This is a genomic window from Haemophilus influenzae (genome assembly GCF_900475755.1).
GTDB classification, from domain to species: domain Bacteria; phylum Pseudomonadota; class Gammaproteobacteria; order Enterobacterales; family Pasteurellaceae; genus Haemophilus; species Haemophilus influenzae_D.
On the sequence record NZ_LS483411.1, the window covers coordinates 1075961 to 1095807 of the forward strand.

Here is a 19847-nt window from a genome sequence, read left to right on the forward strand (position 1 = left end):
GCTTTTTGGTGTTTATTCTTGATTATTTTGTTTTGAAAAAGGATACTAGGGCAACTTTCTGGTTTTATATTTTTAATCATTGATTAGTCGAGGTAGCATTATGTATTCAAAAGATGTGGAAATTATTGCGCCAAACGGTTTACACACGCGCCCTGCTGCACAATTTGTGAAAGAAGCGAAAGCATTTTCTTCTGAAATTACAGTAACCTCTGGGGGAAAAAGTGCAAGTGCAAAGAGCTTGTTTAAGTTGCAAACATTAGCTTTAACGCAGGGAACAATACTTACCATTTCTGCTGATGGAGAAGACGAGCAACAGGCAGTTGAACATTTAGTTGCGTTAATTCCTACTTTAGAATAATTCTTACTTAGCCATAAAATTGTGAAATTTTATGGCTATTGTTTATTTATTACTTTGTTAATTGTTTCGGAAGGTATCTATGATTTCTGGCATTCTCGCATCCCCAGGTATTGCCTTTGGTAAGGCACTTGTTCTTAAAGAAGAAAAGATTGTTCTTGATACGCAAAAAATTACAGATGATCAAATTGATGAAGAAGTTGCTCGATTTTATGAAGGGCGTGCTGCGGCGGTAGAACAACTTAATTCAATTAGAGAACGTGCATTAATTTCTTTAGGCGAAGAAAAAGCCGCAATCTTTGAAGGTCACTTGATGATTCTTGAGGATGAAGAATTAGAAGAAGAAATTCTTGATTATCTTCGTTCAAATAAAGTGAATGCAGGGGTTGCAGCGAGTAAAATTTTAGATCAACAAGTGACAATGTTATCTGAAATTGATGATGAATATTTGAAAGAACGTGCAGGCGATATTCGGGATATTGCTAACCGTTTAGTTAAAAATATTTTGGGCATGCACATTGTTGATCTTGGCGATATTCAGGAAGAATCTATTCTTGTTGCTTATGATCTGACTCCCTCAGAAACCGCCCAACTTAATCTCGAAAAAGTATTAGGGGTTGTCACTGATATTGGTGGCAGAACTTCCCATACTTCGATTATGGCACGTTCTTTAGAATTGCCAGCGATTGTCGGCACAAATAAAGTGACTAAATTAGTCAATACGGGCGATTACTTAATTTTAGATGCGATAAATAATCAAGTTTATATTAATCCAACGGCATCTCAAATTGATGAATTAAAAGCACTTGAAGCGAAAATTTCTGAGGAAAAAGCAGAGTTAGCTAAATTAAAAGATCTTCCAGCTATTACATTGGATGGACATAAGGTTGATATCGTCGCGAATATCGGGACGATTCGTGATTGTGACGGCGCAGAACGTAATGGAGCGGAAGGGATTGGGCTATACCGAACTGAATTTTTATTTATGGATCGTGAACAGCTTCCCACAGAAGAAGAACAATTTATTGCCTATAAACAAGTGGTAGAAGCAATGAACGGACGCTTAACTGTGCTTCGTACGATGGATATTGGCGGCGATAAAGAGCTTTCATATTTAGATTTACCAAAAGAAATGAATCCATTCTTGGGATGGCGTGCAATTCGCATTGCGTTAGATCGTCGTGAAATTTTAAATGCACAATTACGTGCGGTATTGCGTGCTTCAGCTTTTGGTAAATTGGCAGTGATGTTCCCGATGATTATTTCGGTAGAAGAAATTCGAGAATTAAAAGCGGTTATTGAAACATTAAAGGCGGAATTACGTGAAGAAGGGAGAGTTTTTGATAATAACATACAAGTGGGTGTCATGGTTGAAACTCCCTCTGCGGCGGTAAATGCAAAATTTTTAGCAAAAGAAGTAGATTTCTTTAGTATCGGAACTAATGATTTAACTCAATATACTTTGGCTGTAGATCGCGGTAATGAGTTTATTTCCCATCTTTATAATCCAATGCACCCTTCTGTGCTTGGTTTAATTAAACAAGTGATTGATGCCTCTCACACAGAAGGAAAATGGACGGGAATGTGTGGGGAATTAGCAGGGGATGAACGCGCGACTTTATTGTTACTTGGTATGGGATTAGATGAATTTAGCATGAGTGCGATTTCTGTACCTCGCATTAAAAAATTAATCCGTAATGTAAATTTCCAAGATGCAAAAGCGCTTGCTGATGCCGCATTACAAAAACCGACCGCTGCAGAAATTGATCAATTAATTGAAGAATTTTTGCTGGAAAATTCATTAAATTAAACAAAAGTATTTGATTTTACGTTAAAATAGCAGCCATCTTGAATGGATAGGAGATTAAAATGGGCTTATTTGACAAGTTATTTGGTTCAAAAGAAAACAAATCTGTGGAAGTTGAAATTTATGCACCGATCTCTGGCGAGATCGTTAATATTGAAGATGTTCCTGATGTGGTTTTCTCTGAAAAAATCGTTGGCGATGGTGTTGCTGTTCGTCCTATTGGTAACAAAATCGTTGCGCCAGTGGATGGTGTGATTGGTAAAATTTTTGAAACCAATCACGCTTTTTCAATGGAATCAAAAGAAGGCGTAGAATTATTTGTACACTTTGGTATTGATACTGTTGAGTTGAAAGGCGAAGGCTTTACTCGTATTGCACAAGAAGGTCAATCTATTAAGCGTGGTGATACCGTGATTGAATTTGATCTTCCTTTATTAGAATCAAAAGCAAAATCTGTCTTAACACCAATCGTAATTTCAAATATGGATGAAATTTCTTGTATCGTAAAAAAATCAGGCGAAGTAGTGGCTGGAGAATCAGTAGTATTAGCCTTAAAGAAATAATTTGTTTACGATAAAAAAAAGTCCGCCTTTGTGCGGATTTTTTATTTATTTTAGTTACCTAGGGTAAGCATACCCTAGGCTAATTTAAATGCGACCCCATTGGGGTAGTTTTACGCTCAGAAACGACCGCACTTTCATTGAAACAAGGTGAGGCTGCTTTTATTACTGCAAATGCTTCTTATGAAGTGGATGGCTTAATTGAAGGCTATGCAGTGGTCGCAAAATTGCCTTGATAAAGTCTTTTAGAAAAAGTATAGTCCTCTTAATTTTTTATTAAGATTTATTTGTTTTAATACACACATCCAAGCAATGGTGCTTGAAATTAACTAACTTAAAAAGGAAACGTCATGAAAAAATTTGCATTAGCAACAATCTTCGCATTAGCAACCACTTCAGCATTTGCTGGTTTTAATGGCAATAATAGTCAAGGTGGTTTTCAACAAACAGCCCCTGCTGCAATTAGCGTAAAACAAGCTTTATCTGCGGCTGATAATTCAATGATTACTTTGGTGGGTAATATTACACAACAAATTGATGACGATGAATTTTGGTTTACTGATGGGACAGGGCAAATCAAGATTGAAATCAAAAAACGCGTTTGGAATGGTTTAAACGTAGATTCAAAGGATAAAGTGAAAATTTATGGAAAATTGGATAACGAAGCCTTTGAGAAAGCAGAACTTGATGTATTGCGCGTTGAAAAAGCAGAATAATTATCTTTGAAGATAGCGGGCGTTAGCTCGCTATTTTTGTTTATAAAGTGCGGTCAATTTTTTATGAGAATTTTATTGATAGAAGACGATAATCTAATCGGCAATGGGTTGCAGATTGGTTTAACTAAACTTGGTTTTGCGGTGGATTGGTTTACCGATGGAAAAACAGGAATGGCTGCTTTAACCTCTGCGCCTTATGATGCGGTGGTATTGGATTTAACCTTGCCTAAACTTGATGGATTAGATGTATTGCAACAATGGCGATCTAATCATCAAGATGTTCCCGTATTAATTTTGACTGCTCGTGATACTTTAGATGAACGAGTTAAAGGTTTACAAAGTGGTGCAGATGATTATCTTTGCAAGCCTTTTGCTTTGGCTGAAGTCGCCGCACGTTTACAAGCCCTTATTCGTCGTCGTTATGGACATCATCATTCTGTGATAGAACAGTCTGGGGTTAAGCTCGATCAGAATCAACGTTCCGTTTGGCTGAATAATCAACCCATTTCTTTAACAAGCCGTGAATATAAATTATTAGAATTATTTATGTTGAATAAAGATCGGGTGTTGTCTCGCACATCGATTGAAGAAAAATTATCCAGTTGGGATGAAGAAATTAGCAGTGGCGCATTGGATGTGCATATTTATAATTTACGCCAAAAATTGGGGAAACAATTTATTCGAACAGTACACGGTGTTGGTTATGCGCTGGGACAAGTTGAAAAATGAAAAATAGAAGTCTCACTTTGCGTCTTATTTCCGTGCTTTCTTTAACCGCACTTTTAGTTTGGTTTGGTTCTACGCTTATGGCTTGGTGGCAAGTACGTCACGATGTGAATAAAGTTTTTGATGCACAACAAGTTCTCTTTGCCGAACGGCTCGCTAATTCTGATTTAAGTGCTATTTTGTTGGAATCTAGCACAAAGCTAGATAAAAATTCACAGTCGGCATTAAAAAAAAGTTATGACGATGATGCCTTAGCCTTTGCTATTTTTTCTAAAACAGGGAAACTTTTATTTAGTGATGGGCGAAATGGAAAGGATTTTATTTTTAATTATAAAACGGGGTTTTATAACGAGAATATTTATGATGATGACGATAAATGGCGAATTTTTTGGCGTACGGCAGCTAATGGAGAATTATTTATCGCAGTAGGGCAAGAATTAGATTACCGTGAAGATTTAATTGAAGAAATGATTTTTGGGCAAATGTGGATTTGGTTTGCCAGTTTGCCTATTTTGATCATTGTTTTAGGATGGTTGATTCATAAAGAACTTCGACCGATTAAACGTTTAAGCCAAGAAGTGCAAAGGAGAAAATCTGGCGATGTGTCATTGCTGAATACGGAGGGGCTACCCGTTGAGATTTTACCCTTAGTAAAAAATTTAAATCAATTTTTTGACCGCACTTCAGCTATGTTGCAACGAGAACGCCGTTTTACTTCTGATGCAGCTCACGAATTGCGTAGTCCATTGGCGGCATTGCGTATTCAAACTGAAGTTGCACAACTCGCAAATGATGATGCGTCTTTGCGTGAGCAAGCCCTTATCCATTTAACGCAAGGCATTGATCGGGCTTCGCAATTGATTGAACAATTATTAACGCTCTCTCGTTTGGATAATTTGCAAGCCTTAGAAACACTACAGCCGCTTGATTGGGAAGCCATTGTTCAATCATTAATTTCTGAGCGTTATTTTGTGGCAGAAAAACGTAAAATTACCTTGGTTTTTGAGAAAGAATCTGAACCAAAGCAAAAACAAGGGCAATCAATTTTAGTTTCATTGATGCTTAGAAATTTACTCGACAATGCCATTAAATATTGTCCAGAAGAAACAACCGTTTCAGTAAAAATTGCATCTTCTCAGATTATTATTGAAGATAATGGTGGCGGCGTTGAGCCTGAAGATTTGAAAAAACTTGGTCAGCGTTTTTATCGCCCAGCTGGGCAAAATGAAAAGGGAAGTGGCTTGGGGCTTTCTATTGTTATGCGAATTGCTGAATTGCACGGATTTAAAGTGTGGTTAGAAAACGTTGTAAAAGAGGGGAGAAGAATTGGTTTAAAAGCAATAATATCTTTGTAGAAATGGCTTTAAAATAAATGATATTTGTGCGGTAAATTATTTTGTAAATTTTACCGCACTTTTCACTTTAGCTTTCACTAATTTGAAATAATGACTGTATTTTGTTAATATACACAAGTTTTTGGAAACAATCCTTCAATTCCTACTGAACGTTTCCTTCAAAATCGCACTTCTATGTGCTGTCCTTTGTAGTGGTTCCATTACACATTTTTGCCTCTAGGCAATTTTTATTAAATCTATTCACTTAATCGTTAAGGGGAAAAGTTTGTCTTTATCTCAATTTATGACAAAGAGAACGTCATTTAATCCTTTGGTAATTGGCGTTACATTATTTTTTGTGCTGTTACTGATGGCAATGATTTTTATTGCGCCAGAGCAAACACAGGCATTATTGAATCAAGCTAAAAGTGGTATTTTTGCTAATTTTAGTTGGTTTTATGTACTCACTTTTTCAGTGTTTTTAGGATTTTTATTAATTTTATCAGTCAGTAGTCTTGGCAATATAAAACTAGGGCAGGATGAAGAAGAACCTGAATTTAGTTTCTTATCTTGGCTTGCGATGTTATTTGCCGCTGGAATGGGAGTTGGGCTGATGTTTTTTGGCGTAGCAGAACCATTAACCCATTATCTTTCTGACATTACAGCAGGTTCTGCAGAACATAAACAACAAGAGGCTTTACTTCATACTCTGTTCCACTGGGGCATTCACGCTTGGGCAGTATATGGCACCATTGCTTTAGCATTAGCTTATTTTGGGTTTCGTTATAAATTACCTTTAGCGTTGCGCTCTTGTTTTTATCCTTTATTAAAAGATCGTATTAATGGCAAAATCGGCGATGCGATTGATGTTATGGCATTACTTGCCACATTGTTTGGGATTATTACTACATTAGGTTTCGGTTCATCACAGCTTGGTGCAGGACTTGAACAAATAGGTTGGATAAGCCAGAACAGCTTTGCTTTACAAGTTGGCGTTATTGTTGTGGTGATGTGTTTAGCGGTGTTTTCTGCTATTTCTGGTGTTGGAAAAGGCGTGAAAATATTAAGTGAAATTAACTTAACTTTAGCATTTTGTTTACTTCTCTTTGTTTTAGTTGCAGGACCTACGTTATACCTTTTATCTGCATTTAGCGATAATATGGGGAATTATTTCAGCAATTTAGTGCAACTCAGTTTTAAAACCTATGCTTATGAACAAGAACATACTAGCTGGTTTAGTGGATGGACTGTGCTTTATTGGGCTTGGTGGTGTTCTTGGGCGCCGTTTGTGGGTTTATTTATTGCCCGTATTTCTAAAGGACGAACTATCCGTGAATTTATTTTTGGTGTATTAGTTATTCCAAGTTTATTTGGTATTTTATGGTTTACTGTTTTTGGTAATACAGCAGTATGGCTAAATGATGGCATTGCTGCGGGCGGGCTTGGCGAATTTATTTCTTCCCCAGAAATTTTATTATTTAAATTTTTAAATTATCTGCCTTTGCCAACAGTAACAGGCTTTGTGAGTTTATTAGTGATTTCATTGTTTTTTATCACTTCAGCGGATTCAGGCATTTATGTGTTAAATAACATTGCATCTCGTGATAAAAGTTTAGCTTCGCCTGCGTGGCAAGCCATAATGTGGGGAACTTTAATGTCTGTTGTTGCAATTGTGCTTATGCAGTCTGGTGGACTTGCTAATTTGCAAACAATGACATTAATTGTTGCCTTGCCTTTTGCTTTATTAATGTTGGTAATGTGTTTTAGTTTATGGAAAGGCTTAATTGCGGATAAAAAATATTTTTCTACTAAAGTCAATCCAACTAGCATTTTCTGGAGCGGCGATAAATGGAAATCACATTTAGAGCAAATGATGAACCAAACGCAAGAGAAAGATATTTTACGTTTTCTTAAAAATACGGCGTTACCCGCTATGCGAGAATTACGTCAAGAATTAACAGGAAAATATAATTTAAGTGTAGAAATCAACAGATTATTTGAACAAGAAGAGCCAGCTTTGGAATTGGTAATTCATAAAGAATCAATGAGAGATTTTATGTATGGTATTAAATCTGTTGGGCGAGAAGTGTCAGAGCAATTAATTAACGATGAAAATTTACCGCACATTCAGCATAGCACTACTTATGAACCTTACGCTTATTTTTTTGATGGACGAGTAGGTTACGATGTTCAATATATGGATCAAGATGAATTGATTGCTGATATGTTGAAACAATATGAACGTTATTTAAGTTTGCTTGATGATGTGGGTCAGGAACTAATGGCACACGAGCAAACCGAACTAGCAGAGTAATCGATTTAAAGGTGCAACGTGTGCCTCGTTTTTTGGTTATTTAACCTGATTAATCAAAAATTGGGTTAATAGCGAAACAGGGCGACCTGTTGCACCTTTATTTGCGCCTTGTAACCAAGCCGTACCTGCAATGTCTAAATGTGCCCAGCGATATTTTTTCGTGAAGTTAGACAAAAATGCACCGGCAGTAATTGCGCCACCCCAGCGACCCCCAATATTGGCAAGGTCGGCGAAAGGCGATTTCAGTTGCTCTTGATATTCTTCGCTTAATGGTAAACGCCACGCTTTGTCAGTAGTTTCTGTTGAGGCTTGGAGTAGTGCATTGGCAAGAGCGTTATCTGTAGAAACTAATCCGCTATTGTGTTGCCCAAGGGCAACCACACAAGCCCCCGTTAAGGTTGCAACATCAATAACAAGCTCAGGTTCAAAACGTTCAACATAAGTAAGGGCATCACAAAGGACTAAGCGACCTTCTGCATCGGTGTTGAGTACTTCTACGGTTAAACCATTCATAGTGTTAAGAATATCGCCTGGGCGATAAGCATTGCCATCAGGCAGATTTTCGCAACCAGCTAAAACACCAATAACGTTTAATGGCAAATTCAACTCTGCAATGGCTTTCATTGTGCCGAAAACAGAAGCTGCACCGCACATATCATATTTCATTTCATCCATATCTGCGGCAGGTTTAAGTGAAATACCGCCTGCATCAAAGGTTAATCCTTTGCCGACAAGTACAATGGGTTTTGCGTTTTTATCTGGTGCATTATTGAGGGTCAAAATAGACATATAAGCACGGTTTTCAGAGCCTTTTGAGACGGCAAGATAAGCATTCATTCCAAGTTTTGCCATTTCTTCTTCATCCACAACTTTTAATGAAAGTGCGGTAGAATTTTCGGCTAAATTTTTTGCTTGCTCAGCAAGATAAGCGGGGTTGCAGATATTGGGTGGCATATTTGCGATGTCGCGTGCTGCTTTTATGCCTGAGCTAATGGCATTGGCGTGAGCAATGGCTTGTTGTGCTTGATCACAATCCGTATTAAAGATGAAAGATTCTAAAACAGAGGCTTCCGTTTTTTGAGATTTGAAATGATCAAATTGATAATTGGTGTGTTCAATCGTTTCAATGGCAAAGCGGATATTCCAATAAAGATCGCGATCTTTTAATTCAATTTCAGTTAAATAAGAAACAACTTCACGCGTGTTGGTTTCTTTTAGCGTTTTTAATACAGCTTGGATGATTTGTTTATATTGACGCTCCGTGAGTTCTCCTTTTTTGCCACAGCCAACGATTAATACGCGTTTAGCAGATAAACCTTGAAGATCACGAAGTAAAACGATTTGGGCTAATTTTCCAGTTAGCTCACCTGATTTCACTAAATCGTTTAAATAGTCTTGGGTTAATTGATCGATTTCATTAAAACTTTTTGAAAATTCATTATTTTCATAGACGCCTAAAACAATGCAATCAGTGGTTTGAGAAAGTGCGGTATTTTTTGCTTGATATTTCATTTGTTGTCCTTAAATTTCTGTTTAATTCAGCGAAAATAAGTTATCATACGCGACCGATTTTATCCAGTTTTCCTCCGTTTTAGATTTAGAAAAACAAACGAAATAAGATGATTTTAATTCGATATTTAATAAAAGAAGTTTTCAAAAGCCAAATCGCAATTTTACTAATTTTGCTATTAATTTTTTTTAGTCAGCAGTTTGTACGTGTATTAGGTGCGGCGGCAAATGGGAATGTGCCAGCTGATTTGGTTTTCTCTTTATTAGGCTTAGGAATGCCGACAATGGCTCAGTTGATGTTGCCACTATGTTTATTTATTGCAATTTTACTGACTTTTGGTCGTCTTTACGCTGAAAGTGAAATCACAGTGATGCGCGCATGTGGTGTAGGGCAACGGATTTTGGTTAAAGTGGCATTGATTATGTCTTTATTAACAGCAGGTATTGCCGCTTATAACGCATTATGGCTTTCGCCTTGGGCAATTCAAAAACAAGTGAATATAGTGGAAGATGCAAAGGCTAATCCAACCGTTGGCGTGCTGTCTTCAGGTCAGTTTATTTCTACCAACAACAATAACGTTGTGTTATTTATTGATAAGATTAAAGATAACCAAATCCGCAATGTTTATTTATTTCAAATGACACCTCAAAAACAAACAAAACCTTCAGTGGTAACGGCTGAAAAAGGGGAATTAATTGCGTTACCAAATGGTGATCAAGTATTAAATTTGAAAAATACAAAAAGGGTTGAAGGAACCTCTGTTTTGCCAGATTTTCGCATTACACATTTTGATGAATATCGCGCCTATTTAGGTTATCAAGCAGCAGAAAATACCAATGATGAAGCAGCAGAATTAACATTATCTCAACTTATCGATTTAGATTCTTCTTCTGCGAAAGCTGAATTGCATTGGCGTATTACCTTAATTTTGGCAGTGCCATTAATGGCATTGATTGCTGTACCATTAAGTCGCGTAAATCCTCGACAAGGTAGATTTGCCAAAATTTTACCCGCACTTTTACTCTATTTAATTTATTTCTTGTTACAAAGCTCTTTTAAATCTGCAGGTGCAGCGGGAAAATTAGAGGCTGAACTCTTAATGCCGCTTGTTAATATCGGATTTTTCTTACTTGCGGTGGTGTTGAATAGCTGGGACAGTAAAATAATGTATAAATTTCGCTATTTATTTAGTCAGAAAGGATCGGCAAAATGATAAATACCCTTGATCGTTATATTGGAAAAAGTATTCTTGGCGCGATTTTTGCTACTTTAATGACTTTAGTGGGGTTATCGGCGATTATTAAATTTGTCGAACAATTTCGTAGTGTAGGTAAAGGCACTTATGATATTTGGCAAGCGGTAATTTTTACTGGTTTAACTATGCCTAAAGATATTGAAACTTTCTTTCCTATGGCAGCATTGCTTGGTGCATTAATTGCACTAGGTAATCTTGCTAGCAGAAGCGAACTTGTTGTTATGCAATCAGCAGGATTTTCTCGCTTTAAAATTGGAATGGCCGTGATGAAAACTGCATTACCATTAGTAGTATTTACAATGATTATTGGGGAGTGGGGAATTCCACAAACAGAACAATTTGCACGAGATATGCGCGCTAAGGCTCTTTCTGGTGGTTCTATACTTTCAATAAAAAATGGCGTGTGGGCGAAAGATGGTAATAATTTTGTATTTGTTAGGCGGGTAACGGATGATGCAAAATTAGACGATATTTATATTTATACCTTTGATCAACAGCATAATTTAACAGAATTAAAACATTCAAACCAAGCGAGTTATTCTGAAGATGAAGCTAAATGGACATTGCATCAAGTTAATCATTCAACGATTACAAAAGATGAAATCATTACAACGAATCATTTATTAGAAACTTGGGAAACTAGTTTAACGCCAGATAAATTAGGTGCGGTTTCTTTGCGCCCGACATCATTATCTATCTCTGGTTTATATCATTACATTTCATTTCTGCGTGAAACAGGGCAAGATGTGAGTCGTTTTGAACTCACGTTTTGGCGTAAAATTTTCCAGCCTATATCCGTTGGCATAATGATGTTATTAGCCTTATCTTTTATCTTTGGATCGCTACGCAGCGTGACAGCAGGCGCAAGGATAGTTACTGGGATTTGTGTAGGATTCTTATTTTATGTTGTTAATGAAATTTTAGGACAAATGAGCGTAGTTTACGGTATTTCTGCTATTTTTGGCGCATTGATCCCGAGTTTGCTTTTCATTGTGATGATTTGGTGGTTGTTAAGTCATAAGCGAGATTAGCTTTAAGGGGATAAATTAGTTGAATTGATTCATTGTTATTTAATAAATAGGGGAATGTTTAATTATGAATTTATTTAATGCAAATCCTGAAAATAATAAGTTTGCATAATAAATAAAGATCAAGCATTCTATATTGGTATAGACGTTTAGCCGTCTAAATGATTAAGAAAATTACTTTAAAGTGGGAGTTATTATGACAACAGCACACATCTTAGGCTTTCCTCGTGTAGGGGCAAAACGTGAATTAAAATTTGCACAAGAACGTTATTGGCGTAAAGAATTATCTGAACAAGATTTATTAGATTTAGCGAAAGCATTGCGTGAAAAAAACTGGAAACATCAAGCTGCGGCGAATGCAGATTTCGTTGCAGTGGGCGATTTCACGTTCTACGATCATATTTTAGATTTACAAGTGGCAACAGGGGCAATTCCTGCTCGTTTTGGTTTTGATAGCCAAAATTTAACCCTTGATCAATATTTCCAACTTGCACGTGGTAACAAAGATCAATTTGCAATTGAAATGACCAAATGGTTTGATACAAACTATCACTATCTCGTGCCTGAATTTCATAAAAATACACAATTCAAAGCTAATCCAGCACATTATGTAAATCAAATCCGTGAAGCAAAAGCGTTAGGCTTAAACTTCAAACCAGTGATTGTTGGTCCATTAACATTCTTATGGTTAGGTAAAGAAAAAGGCGAAACATTTAACCGTTTCGATTTATTAAATCAATTAGTGCCTGTTTATGTTGAAATCTTAAACGCATTAGTGGCTGAAGGGGCAGAGTGGATTCAAATTGATGAACCTGCATTAGCATTAGATTTACCAGCAGAATGGGTTGAAGCCTATAAATCTGTTTACGCTGAATTAAGCAAAGTGAACGCGAAATTATTATTAGCTACTTATTTTGGTTCCGTCGCAGAACACGCTGAGTTATTAAAAGCTTTACCTGTTGCGGGCTTGCATTTAGATTTAGTTCGTGCACCAGAACAACTTGCAGCATTTGAAGATTACAGCAAAGTATTATCAGCTGGCGTGATTGAAGGCCGTAATATCTGGCGTGTAAACTTAAACAAAGTGTTAGATGTATTAGAGCCATTAAAAGCAAAATTAGGCGAGCGTTTATGGATTGCACCAAGCTGTTCACTATTGCACACCCCATTTGATTTAGAAGTGGAAGTACAATTAAAAGAAAAAAATACCGCACTTTATAGCTGGTTATCTTTCACGCTACAAAAAGTAGAAGAATTAAATGTATTAAAACAAGCCTTAAATCATGGTAGAGCGTCTGTACAAGCGGCATTAGATGCAAGCCAAGCGGCAACAGATGCACGCGCAACATCAAAAGAAATTCATCGCCCTGAAGTGGCAGAACGATTAGCAAACTTGCCAAAAGGTGCGGATCAACGTAAATCGCCATTTGCAGAACGTATTGTTAAGCAAAATGCATGGTTAAATTTACCGCTTCTACCAACCACAAACATTGGTTCATTCCCGCAAACGACTGAAATTCGTCACGCCCGTGCGAGCTTTAAAAAAGGTGAATTATCCCTTGCAGATTACGAAGCGGCAATGAAAAAAGAGATCGAATATGTAGTGCGTCGCCAAGAAGAATTAGATTTAGATGTGTTAGTTCACGGCGAAGCAGAACGTAACGACATGGTGGAATACTTTGGGGAATTATTAGATGGTTTTGCCTTCACTAAATTTGGTTGGGTACAAAGCTACGGTTCACGTTGTGTAAAACCACCAGTAATTTACGGTGATGTTACCCGCCCTGAGCCAATGACAGTACGCTGGTCACAATATGCACAAAGCCTCACAAACCGTGTAATGAAAGGAATGCTTACTGGTCCTGTAACTATTTTACAATGGTCATTTGTGCGTAACGATATTCCACGTTCAACCGTATGTAAACAAATCGGCGTAGCGTTATCTGATGAAGTGTTAGATTTAGAAGCAGCAGGCATTAAAGTCATTCAAATCGATGAGCCAGCAATTCGTGAAGGTTTACCACTTAAACGTGCAGATTGGGATGCGTATTTGCAATGGGCTGGCCAAGCGTTCCGCTTAAGCTCAATGGGCGTGCAAGATGATACGCAAATTCACACTCATATGTGTTATTCCGAATTTAACGACATCTTACCAGCGATTGCTGCATTAGATGCGGATGTGATTACCATCGAAACTTCACGTTCAGATATGGAATTATTAGATGCCTTCGTGAAATTTAACTACCCGAATGACATCGGTCCAGGTGTGTATGATATTCACAGCCCACGTGTACCAACAGCAACGGAAGTGGAACATTTATTACGCAAAGCATTAAATGTCATTCCAAAAGAACGCTTATGGGTAAACCCAGACTGCGGTTTAAAAACACGTGGTTGGACAGAAACCATCGATCAATTAAAAGTGATGGTGGATGTAACCAAAAAATTACGTGCGGAATTAGCGTAAGTCATAATACAGAAAGTATAATTTTCAAACACAATATAATTAAAGCCGAATCTCTATGGGATTCGGTTTTTCTTATAGATAAATAAACGTTGAATATAATAAAAAAGCCTTGATTTTAGTAAAATCAAGGCTTTTTAATGTCTTATAGTGATGTATGATTTTAGTTTTTGGTGGAGCTGGGGGAAACTGATCTAGATATATATCAACTTGTTTTTAATAAAGATATTTTACAAGTCAATAAGCTTTACTACTACGCTTACTACCATAAAAACAAGACGCTAATTCAGATGATATTTTGTCTTTTAGGGACGGCGATTGTATCATCAAAACTTGCATTTACTTGAGTAATTTTGCGTTAAAGAATTTGATAATAAAGATCTGAATGGCGGTAGATCTGAAAAGGGTTAGGAAAAGATCTAAAATTGCGTTGAAATCGACATCTTTAGTGTGCGAGCGTGGCGAGGTTTGACTGCGATTTTTTATGCGTACAATTGGGCGAAAAATCGGGCTGAAATAAGGATTTAAGATTTGTCATATTGATTGATTTGATATAATACACTGAGGCAGTGCTAATACTATACAGGACAAAAATAGCTCTTTTAGCAATAAAAAACCCGCATTTCTGCGGGCTGTTTATTTTTGAAAGGATCTAATTTAGCAATTTGTAATCGGAGAATGTGATCACTTCTTCCCCCACCCAACTATTAATCTCTTTCAATCGTTCTTGCAATGGGATTATCTCATTGATAAAGAATACTCGCGTTGCTTTTTCTACATCACCAAAACCGCCTGTATTATTAGGCACAATGCCCATTAATTGCGGTGGCACACGGTGCGCAGCTAACACATCATCACGGCTTGCGTTCTTAATGTTTAGGAAATCATCTTTAGCAATAGCATCAGACAGAGGAATAACTTGCATTCCATCTTTCTTTCCATTTGGAATATACACAAATAAATTTTTAAAGTTGCCAGTGCCTTTTGTTTGTCTGATTTGCGTTTTGATTGCTTCAATATCGTCTTGGTTCTGTGTTGGGTCAGTCATATAAATGATTGACCCAGCATGCGCACCGTTCAAATAATATTTACGGCGGAACAATGTGGCACTTTCATTTAAAAAAGCAGATTGTAACGCTGCCAAATATTCTGGCACGCCATAAATCTTTTGATTCACATCGGGATTAATCAAGTTAAAGACAGCACCTTTTTTAAATTCATATTCATCAAATCCATTCACAATCTGATAAAACACGCCTGTTTCAACACCGACACGCATATATTTAGCAAGAGGGGATTTTAACGAGACAACCTTACCAAACGAATTTACAGTTTTTTCAATATAAGCATTGCCAAAGACCAAGTAATCTTGCACCAGTTTTTCTAATTGGGTACGAGGTAAAAGTGCGGTGGTTTTACACGTCGAAAGTAAAATGTTTTTCTTCACAGTGATCGCACTGTTATGATGGGCTGAGGCATTTAAGGCTTTAGCCAAGTAACTTAAATTAATTGGCGGATTGTAATATTTTTCATACATCACCACGCTTTCGAAATAATTCAGTATTTCTGCACGGTCAATCACTGGAATAGGCTCTCCAAAGCTGAACGCCTGTGCTTGATTTCCAGTAGAAAGTGCGGTGGATTTTTTTGTGTTTTTGCTCATTGGATTATCCTATTCAAAAGTAAATATTGTTGATTTGTTGCTTGATACATCGCCGCCGAAACCATAAGGCACATTTAAAATGCAGTTCATAATCGCCCATGATAAATCGCCATGGCTTGCATCTTCCGAACGATCCGAAACATAAGTAATTTTCCCTGTGCCAGTAATGCGTTTTTTCACCGTCATAAAACTACTCACGATGTCATTGTCTCCACTATCAAATTTCAGGCGACGTTTTTGAATTAAGTTTTGTGTTTTTAATACCATTTCATTTTTTAGATCGGCGTTATACTCTAGGCCTTGCGCCATTGGATAAAATTTTCTCACTTCCTGATAAACGCCCGACCCCATCCCCGTTTTATCAATCACGATACGAGTCACATTGTAATCATCACAAAACTGCTTAATGCGGCTTGCTTGTGTTTCGTAATCCATACCGTGAAAAGTTTGTTTATGTAAAACGCGATAATCGCCCCCTTCCACTTTCGGCGGTACAACAATCACTAAGGCTGCACGGTCGCCAGTAAAAGCAGGGTCATAACCTAACCACACTTCACGATTGCCGAATGGGCGTTGATAAAATGGCTTGTAATCGTGCCATTCTTCCAAGCTATCCACCTGGCAGAGTTGCAAATCGGAAAACTTGAAAGCAGAACTATTATCATCGGCAAATTGACACAAAAACAACTGTTCAAATTCTTCTTTGCTGTTTTCTGCGATTAGGTCATCAATGTTGAATAGATTGCACCCACCTTCCATTGCATCATAAATACTCACAATCTGCTTCCATTGACGGTCGGCACAAAGTTTTCCGCTTTTTAAATTCTCGTGCGAAATGTCAATTTCAACTTTGTCCGCCTTAGCCCGATTTTTATTAAATGCTTTTCCAGAGAAAAACGCATAAGCAGGATGTGCAATCGTGGTCGGCGTTGAAAAATAGGTTTGGCGATACATTTTTTGCGCCGCCATACCTGATGCCACTTTTCGCATCACATCAAATTTAGGCACTCAAAACACTTCATCAAAATATAAATTGCCGTGGTAGGATTGAGCTGTAGCGGAGTTCGTCCCAAGGAAAATCAATTCTGCCCCATTTGGCATTTTGATGGTTTCGCCTTTTAAATCTACATCTGCCGTCTGCTTGGCGTAATTCACAATGTACGATCGAAACTGTAAGGCTTGTTTTTTACTGGCAGACAAAAAGATTTGATTGTGTCCCGTCGTCAAGGCGTCAATAAAGGCTTCATGGGCAAAATAGTAAGTCGCACCGATTTGTCGGCTTTTTAAAATATTTCTGATTCGATGTTCTTTCGCCTTGTGCCAAATTCGCTGATAATTAAACATCCCATCAAGAAAGCCATTAATCAGCAATTCCTCTTGTTCCTGATCAATGGCATTGGGTTCGGTTTTCTTGCGATCACCCTTGTTGCGGTTCGCCAGTTTCGGGTTTAAATCTACTTCGTTGCCATCGCCAAAAGAATATTTTTTTACACTCGCCATCCGTTCCATTTGGCGACCAAGCAAATCAATTTCTTTGTAATCTGAACTGCTCTTTTCTTCTTTCGCAATCAGCAAATTTAATCTTGTCTCAAGTGCCAATTCCACCCGACCGACAGGCGCAATATCGTCCCACTTTTCTCTGTCTTTCCAACTGGCAATCGTTGATGCAGGAATATCAAGCTGACGAGATATTTCAGCGATTTTATAGCCACTGAAATACACCTGCTGTGCTTTACGTTTGATTTCCGCCGTTACTTCGGGGGAAGGTTGATTAATAACTTGTTCGTCCATTCCTAATCCTTTCTATTTACAACCGCATAATAGAAAGGGGGCGAATGTTAGTCTTTCCGCTTGCTCTGTGAATCGGCATACAACAAAAGCAACTCATAGACCACCAAAATTAAACCTTTCAGAATAATGGCAATCTTTGAATCAAACCAACCATCGCAAGGATAACCAATGGCAAAAAAATCTAAATGGGTCATTGTTGCAACTGAAGGGGCAACAACTGACGGCCGCACAATTCAACGCAACTGGATTGAAGAAATGGCCGAAAGTTACGATCCAAAAAACACCTATGGTGCACGTATCAATCTCGACCACATCAAATTCTCTTTATACATGCCAGAACTAGCAAATTCTCATTGCTTTGGTGATGTATTAGCCGTGAAAGCAGAAGAACGTGAAGACGGCAAATTACAACTTTTAGCTCAATTACAGCCAACTGATGCACTTATTGCATTAAATAAAGAAGGGCAAAAAGTTTACACCTCCGTTGAAATCGACCCCAATTTTGCCGACACGGGCAAAGCCTATTTGGTCGGTTTAGCCGTTACGGATAATCCAGCAAGCTTAGGCACAGAAATGTTAAGTTTCTCACACAATGGTTTAAATGCTCGCAAGCTAAAAACAGATAACCTTTTCACTGCCGCTATTGAAACTGAATTGGAATTTGTGGAAGAAACACAAAGCATCTTTGAAAAAATCAAAGGCTTGTTTGCGAAAAAAGAAAAATCAGACGATGAACGCTTTTCTGATCAAACACAAGCCATTGAGCTTTTAGCCGAGCAAACCAAAGAAACCTTGGAAAAATTAACCGCACTTTCTGACGATTTAGCCAAACAACAAGCCGAAATCGAAGAAATGAAAGCAGGTAATGAGGAAATCCAAGCAACCTTTGCAGAACTCAAAAAGCCGGTTGAACCCGAAAATCCTCGCCCTTTAGTTTACGGTGAACAACCTGAAACTGACGGCCGCTTCTTTTAATTTATCTTAGGAAAAAACCAAATGAATAAATTTACCCAACAAAAATTTAATACTTATGTAGCTGGTGTTGCAGCAGATAACGGCGAAGATGTGGCATTCGTTGCAAATGGCGGTCAATTTACCGTTGAGCCAACTATCCAACAAAAATTAGAAAATGCCGTGCTTGAAAGTTCTGATTTCTTGAAACGCATCAATGTAGTAATTGGGCTTGTTATTGGTTGAAAAGCACCCTGAACAAGCACTGGCATATTTAGAACGTGCTTTGGGTTTAGATCAAAAAATTGGCGTAAAAGGCGACATCAAGAAACTAAAAAAACAATTATCAACGACTGAATGTTGATGTTGTTTTAATGCCCCGTCTAAATCGCCTGACCGACTTGGCATTTTTAGGAAAATTTTTCTTGTTTGAGCGTAGCGAGTTAAAAATTTTCCGTTAAGAAAATGACAACAAAGGGCAGAAAAGCGATTTAATCGGGGTGTGTTCTTTGGTTCTTTCTTGCACAAGCAAGAAAGAATATAAACCGAGCAAACCACGCAGCCGTCGGGCGGATTAAAAGTGCGGTCAAATTCTGACGGATTTATTGGCCGTGCTTAATTTAATCCTCACCCGACTTTTTTATAAGGGTAAATCAATGAGCGACGGCGCAATATCAGTCAAACTTGCCCCTGATTATGAAATGGGCGAAGTACAGCAACAGTTAAATGATTACGATACGTCAGATGACATTATCAGTAATGATGGTTTCTTCCCCGATATGTCACTTGCTCAATTTCGTAATCAATACCGTGCAGACGGCACTATTACCACACAACGCTTACAAGATGCCTTAATTGAAGGAATGGCAAGCGTCAATGCAGAACTCTCTATGTTTAAAACACAAAGTAAACACGACAGTTTAGAACAGATCACTGCCCCATCAATCAATGGCGAAAGCGTACTGGGTTATCGCTATAAACGTGCGGTAAGTTGCTTGGCACTGGCAAACCTTTATGAACGCTATGCAAGCTATGACAGCACTAACGATGGCGAAAAGAAAATGGCACAACTCAAAGACAGCATTGATGAATTACGCCGTGATGCTCGCTTTGCGATTAGCGACATATTGGGCAGAAAACGCGTCGATGCGGAGTTAATCTAATGCAAGTTTACGCACAACAAAATGACAATTTAGATGCCATCCTTTATCGACATTTTGGACGAAGTGAAGGCTTGCTCGAAATAACATGCGAACTCAATCCGCATTTAATGGATAAGCCCATTATTCCCATTGGTACCCCAGTCATATTGCCAGATGCCGATATAGCAAAAATCAGTGTAGCAAATGACACGATTCAACTTTGGAGCTGAT

The 19847-nt window shown here is 37.8% G+C and carries 16 protein-coding genes and 3 pseudogenes; 16 read left to right on the forward strand and 3 right to left on the reverse strand.

From position 1 onward, the window contains the following. Window positions 1-100: 100 nt before the first annotated feature. From ptsH to DQN24_RS05370, 8 genes are all read left to right on the forward strand, one after another. The gene (gene ptsH, locus DQN24_RS05335) at window positions 101-358 is read left to right on the forward strand and encodes a phosphocarrier protein Hpr (RefSeq protein WP_005654341.1); all 258 of its coding nucleotides are present in this window, start codon (window positions 101-103) and stop codon (window positions 356-358) included. 79 nt (window positions 359-437) lie between these two features. Then, the gene (gene ptsI / locus DQN24_RS05340; RefSeq protein WP_011272760.1) at window positions 438-2165 is read left to right on the forward strand and encodes a phosphoenolpyruvate-protein phosphotransferase PtsI; all 1728 of its coding nucleotides are present in this window, start codon (window positions 438-440) and stop codon (window positions 2163-2165) included. Between the two features lie 59 nt (window positions 2166-2224). Then, a complete protein-coding gene (crr, locus tag DQN24_RS05345) occupies window positions 2225-2725 on the forward strand; it encodes a PTS glucose transporter subunit IIA (RefSeq protein WP_005688036.1) in 501 nt (166 codons plus the stop codon). A 137-nt stretch (window positions 2726-2862) separates the two neighbouring features. Then, window positions 2863-2958 carry a hypothetical protein gene (locus DQN24_RS05350; RefSeq protein ID WP_005688034.1) on the forward strand — a complete coding sequence of 32 codons (96 nt, stop codon included), beginning with the start codon at window positions 2863-2865 and terminating at the stop codon, window positions 2956-2958. Between the two features lie 114 nt (window positions 2959-3072). Continuing rightward, a complete protein-coding gene (locus DQN24_RS05355) occupies window positions 3073-3438 on the forward strand; it encodes a YgiW/YdeI family stress tolerance OB fold protein (protein WP_005688032.1) in 366 nt (121 codons plus the stop codon). A 63-nt stretch (window positions 3439-3501) separates the two neighbouring features. Next, window positions 3502-4167 carry a response regulator gene (locus DQN24_RS05360; RefSeq protein ID WP_014550655.1) on the forward strand — a complete coding sequence of 222 codons (666 nt, stop codon included), beginning with the start codon at window positions 3502-3504 and terminating at the stop codon, window positions 4165-4167. After that, window positions 4164-5519, forward strand: a complete 1356-nt coding sequence (gene qseC, locus DQN24_RS05365; protein ID WP_021035401.1) for a quorum sensing histidine kinase QseC — start codon at window positions 4164-4166, stop codon at window positions 5517-5519. The genes DQN24_RS05360 and qseC overlap by 4 nt, the downstream gene beginning before the upstream one ends. A gap of 265 nt (window positions 5520-5784) precedes the next feature. Further along, window positions 5785-7812, forward strand: a complete 2028-nt coding sequence (locus DQN24_RS05370) for a BCCT family transporter (protein WP_041175356.1) — start codon at window positions 5785-5787, stop codon at window positions 7810-7812. A gap of 36 nt (window positions 7813-7848) precedes the next feature. Here the strand turns inward: DQN24_RS05370 and DQN24_RS05375 are convergent, their stop codons facing one another. Next, on the reverse strand, window positions 7849-9324 hold the full coding sequence (locus DQN24_RS05375) for a leucyl aminopeptidase (RefSeq protein ID WP_021035399.1): 1476 nt from the start codon (window positions 9322-9324) through the stop codon (window positions 7849-7851). Window positions 9325-9431: 107 nt separating this feature from the next. Here DQN24_RS05375 and lptF point away from each other — a divergent pair, with 107 nt between their 5' ends. The 3 genes from lptF (at window position 9432) to metE (ending at window position 14072) form a co-directional block, all read left to right on the forward strand. Further along, the gene (gene lptF, locus DQN24_RS05380) at window positions 9432-10535 is read left to right on the forward strand and encodes an LPS export ABC transporter permease LptF (protein ID WP_005664886.1); all 1104 of its coding nucleotides are present in this window, start codon (window positions 9432-9434) and stop codon (window positions 10533-10535) included. Beyond that, complete coding sequence (gene lptG / locus DQN24_RS05385; RefSeq protein WP_021035398.1) at window positions 10532-11608, forward strand: LPS export ABC transporter permease LptG; 1077 nt, start codon at window positions 10532-10534, stop codon at window positions 11606-11608. The genes lptF and lptG overlap by 4 nt, the downstream gene beginning before the upstream one ends. Before the next feature lie 193 nt (window positions 11609-11801). Continuing rightward, window positions 11802-14072, forward strand: coding sequence for a 5-methyltetrahydropteroyltriglutamate--homocysteine S-methyltransferase (gene metE, locus DQN24_RS05390; RefSeq protein ID WP_021035397.1), 2271 nt, complete (start codon window positions 11802-11804; stop codon window positions 14070-14072). A 649-nt stretch (window positions 14073-14721) separates the two neighbouring features. Here the strand turns inward: metE and DQN24_RS05395 are convergent. After that, a complete protein-coding gene (locus DQN24_RS05395; RefSeq protein ID WP_021035396.1) occupies window positions 14722-15732 on the reverse strand; it encodes a phage portal protein in 1011 nt (336 codons plus the stop codon). 9 nt (window positions 15733-15741) lie between these two features. Beyond that, window positions 15742-17523: pseudogene (locus tag DQN24_RS05400) on the reverse strand (terminase large subunit domain-containing protein). A gap of 168 nt (window positions 17524-17691) precedes the next feature. Here DQN24_RS05400 and DQN24_RS05405 point away from each other — a divergent pair. From DQN24_RS05405 to DQN24_RS05425, 5 genes and pseudogenes are all read left to right on the forward strand, one after another. Next, window positions 17692-18498, forward strand: coding sequence for a GPO family capsid scaffolding protein (locus DQN24_RS05405; RefSeq protein WP_111695496.1), 807 nt, complete (start codon window positions 17692-17694; stop codon window positions 18496-18498). A 21-nt stretch (window positions 18499-18519) separates the two neighbouring features. Continuing rightward, window positions 18520-18702 (forward strand): annotated as a pseudogene (locus tag DQN24_RS05410) (P2 family phage major capsid protein); the annotation flags it as partial. Then, window positions 18701-18838: pseudogene (locus DQN24_RS09230) on the forward strand (terminase); the annotation flags it as partial. The pseudogenes DQN24_RS05410 and DQN24_RS09230, both read left to right, overlap by 2 nt. 292 nt (window positions 18839-19130) lie before the next feature. Continuing rightward, window positions 19131-19637 (forward strand): head completion/stabilization protein, encoded by a 507-nt coding sequence (locus tag DQN24_RS05420; protein ID WP_111695497.1) that lies wholly within the window; start codon window positions 19131-19133, stop codon window positions 19635-19637. Continuing rightward, the gene (locus DQN24_RS05425) at window positions 19637-19846 is read left to right on the forward strand and encodes a tail protein X (protein WP_042603529.1); all 210 of its coding nucleotides are present in this window, start codon (window positions 19637-19639) and stop codon (window positions 19844-19846) included. The genes DQN24_RS05420 and DQN24_RS05425 overlap by 1 nt, the downstream gene beginning before the upstream one ends. The last annotated feature ends 1 nt before the right edge of the window (window position 19847 follow it).

Excerpts from the sequence above, each read along its gene's own strand:
- lptG (WP_021035398.1), top strand. The coding sequence starts at position 10,532 with ATGATAAATACCCTTGATCGTTATATTGGAAAAAGTATTCTTGGCGCG.
- lptF (WP_005664886.1), top strand. The coding sequence starts at position 9,432 with ATGATTTTAATTCGATATTTAATAAAAGAAGTTTTCAAAAGCCAAATC.
- metE (WP_021035397.1), top strand. The coding sequence starts at position 11,802 with ATGACAACAGCACACATCTTAGGCTTTCCTCGTGTAGGGGCAAAACGT.
- crr (WP_005688036.1), top strand. The coding sequence starts at position 2,225 with ATGGGCTTATTTGACAAGTTATTTGGTTCAAAAGAAAACAAATCTGTG.
- DQN24_RS05395 (WP_021035396.1), bottom strand. The coding sequence starts at position 15,732 with ATGAGCAAAAACACAAAAAAATCCACCGCACTTTCTACTGGAAATCAA.
- DQN24_RS05360 (WP_014550655.1), top strand. The coding sequence starts at position 3,502 with ATGAGAATTTTATTGATAGAAGACGATAATCTAATCGGCAATGGGTTG.
- DQN24_RS05375 (WP_021035399.1), bottom strand. The coding sequence starts at position 9,324 with ATGAAATATCAAGCAAAAAATACCGCACTTTCTCAAACCACTGATTGC.
- ptsH (WP_005654341.1), top strand. The coding sequence starts at position 101 with ATGTATTCAAAAGATGTGGAAATTATTGCGCCAAACGGTTTACACACG.
- DQN24_RS05420 (WP_111695497.1), top strand. The coding sequence starts at position 19,131 with ATGAGCGACGGCGCAATATCAGTCAAACTTGCCCCTGATTATGAAATG.
- DQN24_RS05405 (WP_111695496.1), top strand. The coding sequence starts at position 17,692 with ATGGCAAAAAAATCTAAATGGGTCATTGTTGCAACTGAAGGGGCAACA.
- DQN24_RS05355 (WP_005688032.1), top strand. The coding sequence starts at position 3,073 with ATGAAAAAATTTGCATTAGCAACAATCTTCGCATTAGCAACCACTTCA.
- qseC (WP_021035401.1), top strand. The coding sequence starts at position 4,164 with ATGAAAAATAGAAGTCTCACTTTGCGTCTTATTTCCGTGCTTTCTTTA.
- DQN24_RS05425 (WP_042603529.1), top strand. The coding sequence starts at position 19,637 with ATGCAAGTTTACGCACAACAAAATGACAATTTAGATGCCATCCTTTAT.
- ptsI (WP_011272760.1), top strand. The coding sequence starts at position 438 with ATGATTTCTGGCATTCTCGCATCCCCAGGTATTGCCTTTGGTAAGGCA.